Annotated in this window: 13 protein-coding genes; 10 read left to right on the forward strand and 3 right to left on the reverse strand. The window is 46.3% G+C overall.

Annotated elements, in window-relative coordinates; all coding sequences use genetic code 11:
• Window position 1: 1 nt before the first annotated feature.
• The gene (locus PQQ36_RS09870) at window positions 2-835 is read right to left on the reverse strand and encodes a hypothetical protein (RefSeq protein ID WP_013571566.1); all 834 of its coding nucleotides are present in this window, start codon (window positions 833-835) and stop codon (window positions 2-4) included.
• Between the two features lie 400 nt (window positions 836-1,235).
• Between PQQ36_RS09870 and PQQ36_RS09875 the strand changes: the two genes are divergently transcribed.
• From PQQ36_RS09875 to pheT, 7 genes are all read left to right on the forward strand, one after another.
• On the forward strand, window positions 1,236-2,024 hold the full coding sequence (locus PQQ36_RS09875; protein ID WP_039555204.1) for a TetR/AcrR family transcriptional regulator: 789 nt from the start codon (window positions 1,236-1,238) through the stop codon (window positions 2,022-2,024).
• Between the two features lie 171 nt (window positions 2,025-2,195).
• Window positions 2,196-4,577, forward strand: coding sequence for an efflux RND transporter permease subunit (locus PQQ36_RS09880; protein ID WP_423252196.1), 2,382 nt, complete (start codon window positions 2,196-2,198; stop codon window positions 4,575-4,577).
• 46 nt (window positions 4,578-4,623) lie between these two features.
• Window positions 4,624-5,409 carry an outer membrane lipoprotein-sorting protein gene (locus tag PQQ36_RS09885; protein ID WP_101957442.1) on the forward strand — a complete coding sequence of 262 codons (786 nt, stop codon included), beginning with the start codon at window positions 4,624-4,626 and terminating at the stop codon, window positions 5,407-5,409.
• A 12-nt stretch (window positions 5,410-5,421) separates the two neighbouring features.
• Window positions 5,422-6,606, forward strand: coding sequence for a hypothetical protein (locus PQQ36_RS09890; RefSeq protein ID WP_045618812.1), 1,185 nt, complete (start codon window positions 5,422-5,424; stop codon window positions 6,604-6,606).
• Window positions 6,607-6,815: 209 nt separating this feature from the next.
• Window positions 6,816-7,931 (forward strand): GGDEF domain-containing protein, encoded by a 1,116-nt coding sequence (locus PQQ36_RS09895; protein WP_103201185.1) that lies wholly within the window; start codon window positions 6,816-6,818, stop codon window positions 7,929-7,931.
• A gap of 334 nt (window positions 7,932-8,265) precedes the next feature.
• Entirely contained in the window at window positions 8,266-9,249 is a 984-nt protein-coding gene (gene pheS / locus PQQ36_RS09900) for a phenylalanine--tRNA ligase subunit alpha (RefSeq protein WP_011080237.1), read from the forward strand.
• A gap of 18 nt (window positions 9,250-9,267) precedes the next feature.
• The gene (gene pheT, locus PQQ36_RS09905; RefSeq protein ID WP_225470678.1) at window positions 9,268-11,655 is read left to right on the forward strand and encodes a phenylalanine--tRNA ligase subunit beta; all 2,388 of its coding nucleotides are present in this window, start codon (window positions 9,268-9,270) and stop codon (window positions 11,653-11,655) included.
• A 102-nt stretch (window positions 11,656-11,757) separates the two neighbouring features.
• On the opposite strand, the gene pncB is transcribed toward pheT, so the two are convergent.
• On the reverse strand, window positions 11,758-13,071 hold the full coding sequence (gene pncB / locus PQQ36_RS09910; RefSeq protein WP_273661030.1) for a nicotinate phosphoribosyltransferase: 1,314 nt from the start codon (window positions 13,069-13,071) through the stop codon (window positions 11,758-11,760).
• A 278-nt stretch (window positions 13,072-13,349) separates the two neighbouring features.
• Between pncB and PQQ36_RS09915 the strand changes: the two genes are divergently transcribed.
• From PQQ36_RS09915 to ihfA, 3 genes are all read left to right on the forward strand, one after another.
• Window positions 13,350-14,063, forward strand: coding sequence for an NUDIX hydrolase (locus tag PQQ36_RS09915; RefSeq protein ID WP_111416251.1), 714 nt, complete (start codon window positions 13,350-13,352; stop codon window positions 14,061-14,063).
• A 12-nt stretch (window positions 14,064-14,075) separates the two neighbouring features.
• Window positions 14,076-14,720: an isochorismatase family protein gene (locus PQQ36_RS09920; protein ID WP_225470680.1), complete on the forward strand. Its 645-nt coding sequence runs from the start codon at window positions 14,076-14,078 to the stop codon at window positions 14,718-14,720.
• Between the two features lie 415 nt (window positions 14,721-15,135).
• Entirely contained in the window at window positions 15,136-15,423 is a 288-nt protein-coding gene (gene ihfA, locus PQQ36_RS09925; RefSeq protein WP_011080242.1) for an integration host factor subunit alpha, read from the forward strand.
• A gap of 81 nt (window positions 15,424-15,504) precedes the next feature.
• Here ihfA and PQQ36_RS09930 read toward each other — a convergent pair whose 3' ends face one another.
• A complete protein-coding gene (locus PQQ36_RS09930) occupies window positions 15,505-16,281 on the reverse strand; it encodes a phosphoribosylglycinamide formyltransferase (protein WP_011080243.1) in 777 nt (258 codons plus the stop codon).
• Window positions 16,282-16,283: the final 2 nt, after the last annotated feature.

Here is a 16,283-nt window from a genome sequence, read left to right on the forward strand (position 1 = left end):
TTTAATAGTTATATGTGAGTGTTAAGTAGTAAGTTGGCTTGTCCAAGTCGAATAAGGTGTCGATTGGGTTTGGTCCTCGGTCGGTATCGAAATACCGGGCGCTGTTGGTTAAACCAGCAGCGACAGAAAAGCTTTCAGTTACGTTGTAACCAATCTCTTCGGCGTGTGAGAATTCAGGAGAATATTCTGAACCTCGGTAGGTCCACGATTTTGAACTGTCAATGGTGGTGGAGATCCACCAGTCACCATATTCGTAGCTCAAACCAAAACTGTTACTCAGGCGATACTCTTCGAGCTGGAGATTGCCTGCCGTGGTGTAACGATGGAAATTTTTTCTTAGACGAACGGAATCTGTTAGTTGTAGCCCTTCAAGCAAAAAGCCAAGGTCATAGCTGAGATTGAGATCCGCACGAAAAGCAGTAGAAAGGTCGGTGGTTTTTGCGATGTCAGAGATAGGAATTAACCCCCGAATACTCGCAGAAAAATTGAGATTTTCTGTTGGTTGGTAGAGATCTCGGTAAACCGCTCGTAACCATACATCTCGCCAATACTGTCCCTCATGCCCGTCGAATTGATGAACGCCACTGAAATTGGCGCTAAAGAGCCAGTTGGTTTCCGTTTCATATTTCACGGCGAGACTGGCGTCGAGAGAACGTGATGCAAGATAGCTGTTGTCGGGGTAGGCGTTTCGGCTGTATGAAGTCGAAAACGTCAAATTCCACGGACTGTTTTGAGTCGGTGGCGCCACCATAGATTCGGCGACATCTTCTGCATGAACTGTAAACGGCAAGCAAGATGCAGTTAGCGCACACAGTGCAATATGACACTGTTTCACTCTACTTTCCTTGTAATTTGTGATTAATGTAGTGTTTTTTATGATTGACGGATACTAGAGGAATCATTGGAAGAAGAACATCTATTCATGGAAAGTATCAATATCTTGTGTCACCAGTACTAATTTGTGAGCCTGCTCGAATGTTAATCGTTTTGTTTTGATCTCCAATCGCCTCTTTTAATTGCTGAACCCTTGCTGCATATGGAGTGAGTTGCACTTCTGCTTGGCTGACACATAACCTTCATCAATTTTTCTCATAAAAATGACTTGATTAGATCAATAAATGTACTATTATGACGAAGTGTCATTTATGACGATTCGTCAAAAATGAGTGAGATTCCTTTAATAGGGATTCGTGTTACAATCGCAGCGGGAGTACGTCGATACGGAAGAGTGAATGATGTTTAACTTTGGTTGTAAGAAAAGTGATGAGCAAAAAGGGTGTGGATTTTCGGCTGGAAAGACGAAAAAACAGCAAGCTATCGCTGATCGAGAAGTTGAATTAATTCTGTTAGCAAAAGCCATTGTACAGAAGGAAGGATTTGCCAACCTTACGATGGACAAACTAACAGCGGCCAGTCCGTACTCAAAAGGGACGATTTACAATCATTTTTGCAGCAAAGAGGATGTGATTTTAGCGCTGTGTATTCATTCGCTAAAAAATGAAGCGCTTCTCTTTAATCGTACCGCAGCGTTTGAAGGTACGACGCGAGAAAAAATGATCGCGATGCATGTAGGTTACCGTATCTACTCGCGTCTAGAGCCTGTGCTATCGACCTGCGCCATCATGGCCAAAACACCATGGGTGCTAGAGAAAGCGTCGCCTGCGAGGGTGAATGAGTTAAATGAGCTTGAAGAGAAAGTGATTTCAGGTGCGGATGCTCTCGTGAGCTACGCGGCCGAAGTCGGCGATGTGAAGTTTTCACCCGCAGTGGGTTCTGATGCCATTGTATTTGCTAACTGGTCAATTGCATTTGGTTCGAATGCCTTGACGCAAAACGCATCAAACAGTCACTGTATCAGCCGCCTTCAAGATCCATTTACAGTGCTACATAACGCGAATTTGCTACTTGATGGACTCGGATGGAAGCCGCTTTCGAGCGAATGGGATTATCGCAAAACCTGGCGACGGGTAGAGCAAGAACTGTTTGCTGAAGAGATCGCTTATCTCGAATCTGTTGGTCGTTAAGGGAACAAAGCCAATCTTAGGATTGGCTTTTAAATCACACTTAGTGACGAATCGTCAAAAAATGAACTTGGAAAAACAAAAATAGGTTGTTCTTTGTTGATTCCAAAATTCTTCCTCTCTTAACCAGCATTTGCTGGTTTTTAAAGAGAGATTATTGACGAAACGTCACAAATGGAGAGTGTGATGAACCATCTTCAGCAGTCAACCAATGAACGCACTTCACTGCTCGCGTTCTCAACGCGGTTCAGTTTTTGGACCCTTATCATCAGCCTGATTGCCATTGTCGCGACTGCGATGGGGGCAAAAAATCTCTATTTTCGTGGGGATTACAATATCTTTTTTGATGGCAGTAATGCTCAACTACAAGCCTTTGATGAGATTCAAACCACCTTCGCGAAAACCGACAACATCGCGTTAGTCTTAGCGCCTAAAAGTGGCGATGTGTTTGACCAGCGCACACTGACTCAAATCCAAGAAATGACGGAACAAGCGTGGCAAGTGCCTTATTCAAGCCGTGTCGATTCGCTTGCTAACTACCAACATACCGAAGCGGTAGACGATGATCTGCTGGTGGAAGATCTTCTTTATCAATCGTACCCACTTACCGCAGAACGCATCGCCAAGGTTCGTGTGGTTGCGATGTCAGAGCCGCTACTGGTTAACGCTTTGGTCTCCGAGAAAGGCGATGTTGCGGTTATCAATATCACCATGCAAATGCCAGGGGTGGATGAAACAGCTGAAGTGGATGAAGTGGTCGCATACGTCGAACAAATGCTCAGTCATTATCGCGCACAGTATCCTGATGTCACCATCTACAAGGCGGGTATCATCGCGATGAACCATTCGTTTGCGATGGCGGCGCAAAACGACAGTGCGACGTTAGTGCCAACAATGCTGTTGGTGATTTTGGTTTTTCTCACCATCATGCTGCGTTCATTTCTCAGTGTTTTAGCGACGTTAGTGGTGATTATAGGCGCCATTGTTGCGACGTTGGGCATTGTAGGCTGGGCTGGAATGTTTTTGCATGTGGCCTCTGTGAATGTGCCGACACTGATCATGACATTAGCGGTGGCAGACTGTGTTCATGTCATTGCCAGCATGCGCCATTTTATGCGCCAGGGTATGCCGAAATCACAAGCGATTCACCGTAGTGTGACGCTCAATTTTGTGCCTATCATCATCACTTCAGTAACCACCGCTATTGGCTTCTTGATGATGAACATGTCTGATTCTCCCGTGCTACGAGACTTTGGTAATTTGTCTGCGCTAGGGGTGATGATCGCATGTGTGTTGTCCGTGAGTTTACTGCCCGCCTTGCTTAACCTGCTGCCAGTGCGTTTTAGTGCCAAACAAGCGGCGAAATCGTCGGATATTATGGATAAGTTAGCGGATCTTGTGGTGCACAGACGCAACGTTTTATTGCCACTTTCCATCGTGGTGATTGCAGGCAGTGCCGCTTTGATTCCTTACAACAAAGTTAACGACGAATCGGTCAAGTATTTCGATACCAGTAGTGAATTTCGACAAGCGGCCGATTTTATGGAGCAACGAATTAGTGGCATGACCACGATGAGCATTGCCATTAAAACGCATCAATCACAAGGGATTGCCAGTCCGGAATTCTTAGCGGTTTTGGGGGAGTTCACCCACTGGCTACGCGAGCAGCCTGAAACGGACCACGTAGCATCGTTGTCGGACATCTATAAGCGCTTAAACAAAAACATGCACGGTGATGATAATGCTTATTACGCATTGCCAGCAGAGCGTGAGTTGGCCGCGCAGTACTTGCTTCTCTACGAAATGTCATTGCCATTTGGCCTAGATCTGAATAACCAAGTCAATGTCGACAAGTCTTCCGTCAAACTGCAATTGACTGTGAAAAACTTAGGCAGCGTCGAGTTGGTGGCCTTGGAAGAGCGCATCTATCAATGGTTTGCCAGCCATGCGCCGCAATATCAAGTAGTGGCATCAAGCCCATCGCTGATGTTTGCTCATATCGGTGAAACGAACATGGCCAGCATGCTTTCTACCTTGCCGATTACCTTAATCCTCATCTCTGCATTGATGATTTTTGCTCTGCGCTCTTGGCGACTTGGCATGATCAGCTTGGTTCCGAATATTGCCCCAGCGGTGATTGGTTTTGGTCTTTGGGCGTTGATCTCCGGTGAAATCAACTTAGGTCTGTCGGTTGTGGTGACTCTGACGCTTGGCATTGTCGTCGATGATGCAGTCCACTTCCTTGCCAAGTATCAGCATGCTCGCAAAGCAGGGCAAAACGCAGAGCAGGCAGTGCGATATGCCTTTCATACCGTCGGACGTGCTTTGTGGATCACCACCGTCGTGTTAGTGGCTGGGTTTTCGGTGTTGGCGTTGTCGCAGTTCCGCCTCAACTCAGACATGGGGCAGTTAAGCGCCATCGTGATCTTCGTCGCCTTGGTGATCGACTTCGTTCTATTGCCATCGTTACTGATGCGATTTGATACAACGGAATACGCCCAACTGGACACCACTCAAGAGCCTAACACAACACCCATTCAACCGAATCAAGCGTAATAAGGACATCAAGATGAAAAGACTCAGCATACAAAAACTCAATACGATGGCGGTGGTGGCGGCTTTGTTTACCGCACTATCTGCTGCACTGGGAGTCACGCCAGCAATGGCCAATGATCAAGCCAAAGGACTAGAAATCGCCAAGGAGCGCAAGCAGCGTGACCTTGGTTGGGGGGACTCGGTCGCGACCATGGAAATGCTTCTCAAAAATGCACAAGGCGAAAGTAGCCTTCGTTTGATGCGTTTGAAGTCTCTGGAGGTCGAAGCCGATGGTGACAAAGGGCTCACCATCTTCGATGAGCCAAGAGACGTTCAAGGTACGGCGTTTCTCAACCATTCGCACATCAGCGATGCGGACGATCAGTGGCTTTATTTACCTGCGCTTAAACGGGTGAAACGCATTTCGTCACGCAATAAATCCGGCCCTTTTATGGGCAGTGAGTTTGCCTATGAAGATCTCAGCTCGTTCGAGCTGGAAAAATACCGTTTTGCCTATTTGGGTGATGAATCGATAGATGGAGAAAACGCATTTGTCATCGAACAAGTGCCAACGGATGAAAACTCGGGCTATACGCGCCAACTGGTTTGGCTGGATCAGCAACATTATCGTCCTTTGAAGATGGAGTTTTATGATCGCAAAAATGCGTTACTCAAAACCCTCGTATTTAATGAGTACCAGCAATACCTCAATCAATACTGGCGAGCCCATAAGATGACGATGGTGAATCATCAAACGGGCAAGAGTACAGAACTGACAACCAATGCAATGGCGTTTCGAACGGGCTTAACGGAAAGCGATTTCGAGCAAAACGTGCTGAAACGCATCAAGTAATGGGATCGATACATGAAGAAAACCATCGTTAAAGGAGGCCAGTTGCTGGCCTCAACGCTGCTTGTCACCGCAGCGTTACCATGTTTTGGCATTGAGCTCTCGGGCAGCGCGAGCCTTGAACATAGGCAGTTCTATTCATCAGGGTTACAAGGCCAAGACAAAGGCCAAAGTTCCTTGGTATTCGAACCTGAATTTTATTGGCAGCAAAGTGAGGGTAATGGCCGTTTTACTTTTATCCCGTTTTATCGTTGGGATGCGGTGGATGAAGAGCGCTCTCATGGCGATATACGCGAAGCACTCTACCTCAATTATTGGGGAGATTATGAGTTGCGAGCGGGCGTCGGCAAAGTGTTTTGGGGGGTAACGGAATCGGCGCATTTAGTGGATGTGATTAACCAGACCGATGCGGTTGAATCGGTAGATGGCGAAGCCAAATTAGGACAGCCGATGGTGCATGTGACGGTCGTAAAAGAGTGGGGAACAACAGATTGGTTTGTGCTGCCGTATTTTCGTGAGCGAACGTTTTCAGGCGAAGAGGGCAGGTTAAGGCCTAATCCGCCCATTTCTCAAGATGCGTTATATCAATCTTCGCAAGCGGAGAAACACACCGATTTTGCGTTTCGATATAGCAAAATGCTTGGAGATTGGGATGTCGGAGTCAGCTATTTTAAAGGCACCAATCGTGATCCCTACTATCGTTTGGATGGGGGAGAGATAAAACCGTACTACGCACAAATGTCTCAAGTTGGCATTGATATCCAAGGTATTGTCGGCGATTGGCTGTGGAAGCTTGAGAGCATTTACCGAGACAGTGACGATCACCACACCGGTGTTGTGACCGGTTTTGAATACACATGGGTAGGCGTGTTGGACTCCGTCGTTGATATCGGCTTTATCGCGGAATACTTGTATGACAGCCGAGGAAACAATGCTCAGACGATAGGACAAAATGACGCTTTTGCAGGGCTACGTTTTGCCTTTAATGATGAGGATGGCACCGAACTCTTAATGGGTATAACTCAAGATCTTGATAATAGTGACGTATACAACGCCAAGCTCGAAGCGAGTAGCCGAGTTAACAATCAGCTCAAGTGGCGTATCGATGCATGGCTGTTTGAAAATGAAACCCCGAATGACCTGCTATACTTTGGTCGTAAAGATGACTTTATTGAACTTGGCCTAGATTATTATTTCTAAAGATAACTATCTGATTTTATTAATTAGATTTCCCTTATCTATTGAGGTGGGCTATTGATTTGAGTTTTGTGATATCGGTTCAAATTAGATCTACCTCATTTTTTCAACATTTCTATAAAGCTCTTTCGCTGTATTCACTATAAAATCCCTTAAAAATGAGTGGATTTAGAGTGTTCGGTTAGAACGGACACATTTTAAAGGGCTGTCAATTGAACTCATTCAAATGGGATAAAAACTTTGAAACGGGCATCGCAGATGTTGATGAGCAACATCAGTATCTGGTGGGTTTTATCAACCGTTACGGTGAGCTGATTTCAGAAAATACGATATCAATACAAGACATTCAAATGGCATTGTTTGAGCTGTCGCGTTACGCCGAGTTTCACTTCAAAGAAGAAGAAAACTTGATGCGTAACGCGGGTGTCTATCACGAGCATTTGCAATACCATATCAAAATTCATCGTGCTTTCATGTCTGACATCATGGGCATGCAGAGCTTTATCTCGGAAGAAAACAAAAAATCGGCAGAACAATTACTGCATTTCCTGATTCATTGGTTGGCTTATCATATTTTGGGTATTGACCAAAATATGGCAAGACAAGTGGAAGCGATCAAATCAGGGCTTACTCCGCAACAAGCCTATGAACAAGAAGAGCGAAAAAGTGATTCTTCGACCCAGCCACTGCTTGATGCGTTGAACGCGTTATTTAATCAAGTCTCGGAGCGTAACCGAGAGTTGTTGTCGCTCAACCAGCACCTTGAGGAAAAAGTGGAGGAGCGCACACGGCAACTGGTCGAAGCCAATAAACAACTGGAAGTGCTTTCCTATACCGATTCTTTGACCAGGTTACCCAATCGTCGCTGTGCCATCCAAACGCTTAAAGAACTGTGGAATGACGCTTCTTTGGCTGACGCGCCGTTGGTGTGCATCATGATTGATGCGGATTACTTTAAACAAGTGAACGACAGCTGCGGCCATGAAGCCGGGGATGTGGTGTTGAAAGAGTTAGCGCACACGCTGAAACACAGTTTCCGCAGTGACGATATTGTTTGTCGTTTGGGTGGAGATGAGTTTTTGGTGATTTGTCCAAATACCGATTTAGCGGGCGGTTTGCATGTCGCTGAGCTTGTGCGTCAACAAGTGAACAATCTGCTTATCCCCACAGGCTTGGAACCATGGCGCGGCAGCATCAGTGTTGGAGTGGCAGAAAGAACGCCTGCGATGAGCACCTACACAGAGTTAATTCAATTCGCGGATGATTCTGTGTATCGCTCCAAGCACCACGGTAAAAATTGCGTTAACGCGACTCAACTCAACGCTTAGTCCGTAGCACGCTCAACTCGCGTCTGGGCCATCTTGGTTCAGGCGCAAATGGCTCTGATGCTAATTGTTTAGATGCTAACTGTTTAGATGCGAATGGTTCAGACACGAACTTGCGCTTATCTTCTCGTTCATTTCGCCTCTTTTTCAGCCAAATGCCATGAATCGGATCTCCGGGATTTTGTCCTCTTTTAATATTTGGCGTCTTTTTACTCAATAACCTCTTCTTTTAATAATTCAATTTGGCATTAGAGGCGGGTTTAGCTACTATGTACAGCTATCAAAAAAGTACCAATTACTCCCTTATGGACACTACCAGAAGGTAGATGAGGAAACGATGCAACATCTACAAGAGATCATTGCTAATGCGAATGCTGCGATTGATGCCGCACAGTCGCTTGTCGCACTCGATGAAGTGCGAGTTCAGTATCTAGGTAAGAAAGGTGAGCTAACGGCTCAACTACAAAGCCTAGGTAAACTTCCACCAGAAGAGCGCCGCGAAGCTGGTCAAGAGATCAACAAGGCCAAAGAGGTTGTTCAACACGCTTTAGCAGCTCGTAAAGACGCACTGCAAAGAGCGGAATTGGAAGCAAAACTGGCTTCAGAAACCATCGATGTGACCCTACCTGGTCGTCGTATCGAAAATGGTGGTCTTCACCCAGTTACGCGTACAGTTGAGCGTATTGAACAGTTTTTTGGTGAACTAGGCTTTAACGTTGAGTCTGGCCCAGAAATCGAAGATGCATTCCACAACTTCGACGCGCTAAACATCGCTGCGGATCACCCTGCACGTACAGACCACGATACCTTCTTCTTCAATCCAGATTTGATGTTGCGTACTCATACGTCTGGCGTACAGATCCGTACGATGGAAAATGGTAAACCACCATTCCGCTTCATCGCACCAGGCCGTGTATACCGTAACGATTACGACCAAACGCACACGCCAATGTTCCACCAAGTGGAAGGCATGTTGGTGGATGAAAACGTGAACTTTGCACAGCTAAAAGGCATCTTGCACGATTTCCTATGTAACTTCTTCGAAGAGGAAGTTGAAGTTCGTTTCCGTCCGTCTTACTTCCCATTCACTGAGCCTTCAGCAGAAGTGGATGTAAAAGGTAAAAACGGTAAATGGTTAGAAGTACTAGGCTGCGGTATGGTTCACCCGAACGTACTTCGTAGCGTTGGCATCGATCCTGAAAAATACTCTGGTTTCGCATTCGGTATGGGTGTTGAGCGTCTAACCATGCTTCGTTATGGCGTGAACGACCTACGAGCGTTCTTCGAGAACGATCTTCGTTTCCTAAAACAGTTCAAGTAATCCAGAGGTTTAAGCACAATGAAATTCAGCGAATCTTGGCTTCGTGAGTGGGTAAACCCTGCGGTTACTACTGACGAGCTTACTCACCAAATCACTATGGCTGGTCTAGAGGTAGACGATGTTCTTCCTGTAGCAGGTACTTTTAACGGTGTTAAAGTTGGTCACGTTGTGGAATGTGGTCAACATCCAGATGCAGACAAACTGCGTGTCACCAAAGTCGACGTTGGTGAAGAAGCGCTTTTGGACATCGTTTGTGGTGCAGCGAACTGTCGTCAAGGCCTGAAAGTGGCTGTGGCAACCGTGGGTGCTGTGCTACCAGGTGATTTCAAAATTAAGAAAGCGAAACTACGTGGTCAGCCTTCACACGGCATGCTTTGTTCATTCACAGAGCTAGGCATCGATGTGGAATCGGATGGCATCATGGAACTGGCTATCGACGCACCAATCGGTATGGACTTCCGTGATTTCCTAGCACTGAATGATGTGACCGTAGACGTTGATTTGACGTCTAACCGTGCTGACTGTTTCAGCATTCGCGGTATGGCGCGTGAAGTGGGTGTACTAAACCGTGCTGACGTCACTGAGCCTTCTGTTGCTCCTGTTGCGCCTTCTATTGATGACACCGTTGCGATTGAAGTGAAAGCGCCAGCCGCGTGTCCACGTTACCTTGGTCGCGTGGTGAAGAACGTTAACGTTCAAGCGAAAACACCGCTATGGATGCAAGAAAAACTGCGTCGCTGTGGCATTCGTTCAATCGATCCAGTGGTTGATATCACAAACTTTGTTCTTCTAGAACAAGGCCAGCCAATGCACGCCTTTGATCTAGCGAAGATCGACGGTGGTATCGTGGTTCGTTTGGCAGAGCAGGGCGAGAAAATCACCCTTCTTGATGGCAGCGAAGCAGAATTGAATGCCGATACTTTGGTGGTTGCAGACCACAACAAAGCACTGGCGATCGCGGGTATCTTTGGTGGTGAAGAGTCTGGTGTAACCTCTGAAACCAAAGATGTGCTACTTGAGTGTGCTTTCTTTGCACCTGACCACATCCGTGGCCGCGCTCGTAGCTACGGTCTACACACGGATTCTTCAATGCGTTTCGAGCGTGGTGTGGATTACGCACTGCAAGTGAACGCAATGGAGCGTGCAACCGCACTGCTTGTTGAAATCTGTGGTGGTGAAGTTGCGCCTGTTGTGGCGGTAGAATCTGAAGCGGAATTACCTAAGCCAAACAAAGTCGCACTGCGCCGCACTAAACTGGATAACCTCCTAGGCCATCACATTGCAGACAGCGACGTGGTTGAGATCCTAGAACGTCTGGGTATGACGGTAGAAACGACCGCAGAAGGTTGGGTTGCTGTGGCACCAACATGGCGTTTCGATATCGCGATTGAGCAGGATTTGGTGGAAGAAGTTGGCCGTATTTACGGTTACGACAACATTCCAAACCAAAACCCAGCAGCCGCACTGAAAATGCACGATCACCAAGAGGCGAACATCCCTCTTAAACGTGTTCGCGATCTGCTTGTTGACCGTGGTTACCACGAAGCGATCACTTATAGCTTTGTTGAACCTGAACAACAGAAATTGGTTGTTCCAGGTGTTGATGCGCTGATCCTGCCAAACCCAATTTCTGCAGAAATGTCAGCAATGCGTCTTGGCTTGATTCAAGGTTTGCTAAACACTGTGGTTCATAACCAGAAGCGTCAGCAACCACGTGTTCGTCTATTCGAATACGGCCTGCGTTTCATCCCATGTGACACGGCTGAAAACGGCATGCGCCAAGAGCCAATGCTGGCTGGTGTTATCGCAGGTACTCGCAGTGAAGAACATTGGAACATCGATACCAACACGGTTGACTTCTTTGATCTTAAAGGTGATGTGGAAGCGATTCTTGAGCTTTCTGCAAACGACAAAGCATACAGCTTCGTTGCAGCAAAACATCCAGCACTTCACCCAGGTCAGTCAGCGGCTATTGTTGTTGATGGTAAAGAAATCGGTGTGATTGGTACGGTTCACCCTGAGCTAGAACGCAAGTTTGGTCTAAATGGTCGCACTATTGTGTTTGAGATCGAATGGTCTGCAATCAATCGCAAAGTGATCCCTGAAGCGGTGGCATTGTCTAAGTTCCCTGCAAACCGTCGTGATATCGCGGTTGTTGTTGATGAAGCGGTTGCTTCTGGTGACATCGTTAACGCATGTCTAGAAGTGGGCGGCGAGTTCCTTAAAGCGGCAAAACTGTTTGACGTTTACGTAGGTAAAGGCGTTGAGGAAGGCAAGAAGAGCCTTGCAATCGCTTTGACTCTACAGTCTAACGAGCGCACGTTGGAAGATGCCGATATCGCAGGCGCGGTAGATGCCATCGTTGCACATGTGTCTGAGAAGTTTGGCGCGTCACTGCGCGACTAATCTTAAACATAGAAGACAAAAAACCTGCCAGTTGGCAGGTTTTTTTACGTCTGTCGTTAATCGCCACGAAAGGCGCCATGAGAGGACAGGGGCAAATTTGTTTTAAGCGACGCTTTGAATGCGCTTTTTCTGCTGACGTTTCATCTGCTTTAGCGTTTCGGTCGCTTTATCAAGGTCCACTTCTAAGCCAAAGCGTTGCTTGAGGTTCATCAAGAAAAAGATGTCTTCACACATGGCTTTCTCCGGCTCGTCGCTGATTTTTGCCACTGGGGAGCCATTACATTCCGCCATCTTGACCACCATTGATATCGGTTGATAACGGGTGCCTTTGTCATTGGTCCAATTCCCCATATCATTGGCGAGGAAAGTGCCAATGCCAAAACTTATCTGTGCGCGTCCGGCGAAATACTCGCAAATATCAAGCGCACGCGCAAAATCCAGTCCATCGGTAAAAATCAAGGCTTTAGTGGTTGGATCGATGCCAAGACTTTCGTAATGGGCAATGATTTTATCTCCCCAAACAAATGGACTGCCGGAATCGTGTCTCACGCCTGCATAGGCAGTGGCTTTGTCTAGGTCAAAATCGCTAAGAAACGCATCAATACCGATGGTGTCGGTTAAAGCGATACCAAGGCTGCCATTAAACGCCTCAAGCCATTTGTCTAATGCGACACACTGAGAGTGTTGAACAGCGACAAGCGCTTGATGTGCCATGGTCCATTCATGTGCGACCGTGCCAATTGGCGTTAAATTGAACTCTTGAGCAAGGTGATAATTACTGGTGCCTAAGAGCAGTTCTGGCACTCGTGCACGCAATACGTCAAGCATCGTTTTTTGCGCAGCAAAGCTAAATCGGCGTCGTGTCCCCATCTCAGAGAAGCGGAAATTAGTAATATTACGGCGTTTAAGTTCCGAATCTAAAAAGTCCAGTTTGTCCTCTAATACCTTGTGCAGTTGAGATTGGGGTATTTGTGCCCAATAACGACGATTGCGCAGCTCTGAGATAATACTCATCACTAAGGTTTCGTAGAGAATGGTTTCGTGCCAAATGCCATTTATGGTGACTCTGAGCTGGCATTCGCCCTGTGCGTTGCGGAAAATACCGACAGAGACTTGTTGCTGAGGGTGGAAGCGGAAGGTTTCTAAATAGGAGAGAAACTCTGCCGTAAAATAGGGCGCTTTCTCTGCCAAGTAAGCCAGCTGGGCAGTATCAAAGCGAAGCTCTGCGAGGCGGTTGATTTCCTCACGAACCTCTTCCACTAAATCAGACAAGTTATCATCAGAGCGAACGATCAGTTCGTAGCGCACTTGTGTTTGAGGATAAAATCGATACGCGGCTTGCATCATATTGATTTTATACACATCTAAATCAAGAACACTTTGAATAATGGCTGGTTGAAAAAGTGGCGCGCACATGTGTCTGTTTTCACCCTGTTTAGGTTAAGAACATTTTGTTCGTTAATGTGCTGAACTCTAAATGAGAGAGTATGGTTTGTCAATTTTTGTTACTAACATCACATGGTCTGGCGAGGGATGTGCCGGGCTAATTTGATTCTTATGTTTGACGGATGAAGCATGCCTGGAATTGAATGATTAGGTATAAATCAAAGTTAGGAACAAAAGTGTACTTTCCTATTGACCCTATAGGATCGTCTCAGTATTGTAGTGCCAGTTTGATATTTAAGAGTTGCCGTATGATTGTTACGATTGACATGATTTGCCTGAAGCTAGGTGAGAAAGGGCTGGAAGTTCTGCTGATTAAGCGCACCAATCCTGAGAGACCACAGCATGGCATGTGGTCTATTCCGGGAGGATTTGTGTTTGAACACGATTTATCCCAAGAGGGAGGACAACTCGCTGACGCTGATTTTGATTCTGCGCGACGTCGTATCTGTCGGCAGAAAATTCATACCTATCCTCACTACATCAGTGAGCCGATGGTAGATGGTAACCCAAAACGCGATCCTCATGGTTGGAGCGTGACCATCGCCCACTATGCACTGCTTAATCAAACCAATATCGAACAAATTCAAAACTGTGGTTTGTGTGATCAGCAATTGGCTTGGTTCGCGCTTGAGTCGGTGCTGCAAGGGGAAGTGGCGCTGGCCTTTGACCATGCCGATTTAATTCGCCTCGCATGGACCAAGTTGCGTGCCGCGATCGAGTACACATCGGTGGTCTTGTTTGCACTCGAAAAAGAGTTTCTCGTTTCTGACATCATTCATGCCTACGCCAAGTTTGGTGTGGATGTGAACCGCATGACGATCAAGCGACGTTTGATCGACACTGGTGTGATCGTGAGCGCGAATAAAATTGCCTCGACCAACAAAGGGAAGGGAGGCAAACCCGCTCAGGTCTATAGCTTAGCGGATAAACACGTAACCTATTTTCAAACTTGCTTGCGTTAAAGGGAGTTAAACATGGTAGATATCTTTAAAAATCGCACAGCGTCGTTAGACGTGGATCCGCAACAAGGGTTTAGTGAGTTATGCCCCAATGAACTTCCTGTCTCCGGTGCGTTAGAGATTGTTGAAGCGTTAAAGCAGAATCATACAAAAGCAAAGCTGAAGTTAGTGTCGCGCGATATGCATCCTCCGGGAGCTGCGTGGGAAGCTGAAACGCCTGCAAACATGTTAGAGCCGATTGGCCTTCCGGAAGTGGATATTAAATGGAATCCACATTGTATTGTCGGTACGCAAGGTGTCGAATTGCTTCCGGGCTTACCCGCTATTCGAGAGTACGATTTCCAAATGAACAAAGGTATTGATCCCGATGCCCACCCATACGGGGCGTTTTATCATGACCAAGCCGATACGCTATCGACAGGGGGAATTGAGTTCCTTCGTGCCCACGGAATAGAGACTGTGCTTGTGGGTGGATTGGCGTTGGACTTTTGCGTGAAAAAATCCATTGAACAGCTTGTCGCCGCAGACTTTAAGGTGATTCTAAATTTGGCGTCAACTCGCGCAGTGTTTCCAGAAAATAACCCTCAGGTGCTAAGTTACTTGACGGCGCTTGGCGTCATCTGCATCGACGATGTGAATCAACTACAACTGCACGAGTGAAGCAGGACTATTTTTGAAACAAATCGCTAGGGTGTTATCCTAATTATGTGCATGTTATTGCGGTTGCAACTTACTGATAAAACGGAAAGTTTTGTCAGGGTGGTGAAAAAACATGCGATAGCTAACGAAAATATCAAATAGATAAAAATTTCGTAATTTTGCTTTGATTTGGTTTTTTAATCTTTATAAGTGTTTGCTTTATTACATTTTTTGTTGAATTGCTTCAAAAATTGACACTCTAGCGCTGCCTTTTTGAATTCAATGCGCGATTTAGATCAAATAAAAAGTTGGCGTAAATCAGAAGCTTGGCATACACTTTCCGTTGTAAGCCCGATATGTTGTTGATTGGTAGGGCAAATTGCTTTGGCGCTACCCATTGTGTAGCAAGGTATAACTTAGCTTTGAGGAAAGTTTTATGGCGCTCACAAAAGCCGATTTGGCAGAGAACCTGTTTGAAAAACTAGGATTTAGTAAACGGGACGCCAAGGACACGGTTGAAGTGTTTTTTGAAGAAATTCGCAAGGCACTAGAAAATGGCGAGCAGGTAAAGCTATCAGGTTTTGGTAACTTTGATCTACGAGATAAGAACGAGAGACCTGGTCGTAACCCTAAAACCGGTGAAGACATTCCAATTACTGCACGACGCGTTGTCACATTCAGACCAGGCCAGAAGCTAAAAGCTCGTGTCGAAAATCTGAAATAGTAATGGAACTATGAATACAGAAAGACCACGCATTGCGTGGTCTTCGTTTTTCAGCGGTATCTAACTTATTTGCTTAAGCGCTTAAGCCGCTTCCAAGTGTGTGGTTAAATAAGGTTGCCACGCTTGTTGGTAAAGATCTTTTGAGTGGCTTCTTAGTCGTTTAATGGTCGCCAACTCGACATCATTCAGTGAACGCGTTTCACTTGCTGCTTGTCTCTCCATCATTTGAATTTGCTGATATAAATCGTGTTCAGGGCCACTTTTCACATCTGCAATGGCTTTTAGGTGCAGTTGGACTTCTGCAACTAAGTTAGTCTTTGGTAGTTGCACCAACAGGTTGAGGTCGCGATATCCAGACTCACCAGGGCTCTTAAAGCGGTTTTTCACTTTTACGATGCGTGTTTCTCGCTCTAAAGCCTCGTAGGCACTAACAAGGCTTGCTACGTCATCGGCTACAATGGTTGCTCTAGCGAGGTCAGTAATGCGTTCTGGTTGATTATTAAGTTCCAAAGCAATTTTCTGTTTCGCACGTTGTTGTGATTTCACGCCTGCAAAATAGGGCTGAGTATCCGTCAACAGTGCGGTGCTCTTTACGATGGTTTCGAGCTCAAATTGCGCTTGGTGCGCTTTACTATAAAGCACGTCAAAATCAGTGTAGGGTTGAAGTGGTTGCGTATCAGTGGATTGAATGCCGTATAAACCACTCAAGCTGTGTTTAAACAGTTTTGAGCACACTTCATTTTGGCTTGTTTCGCGCTGTTTTTCTTGGTTCGATGGCGCGGTGGGAATGGCTGCAAACGCAGGTGCACGGCTTAGTACCAAAAGCATCAATGCGGTAGTACGAAGAAATAAGCTCATTC

Origin of the sequence: Vibrio sp. CCUG 15886 (genome assembly GCF_028570825.1) — a bacterium.
Taxonomy (GTDB): Bacteria; Pseudomonadota; Gammaproteobacteria; order Enterobacterales; family Vibrionaceae; genus Vibrio; species Vibrio vulnificus_B.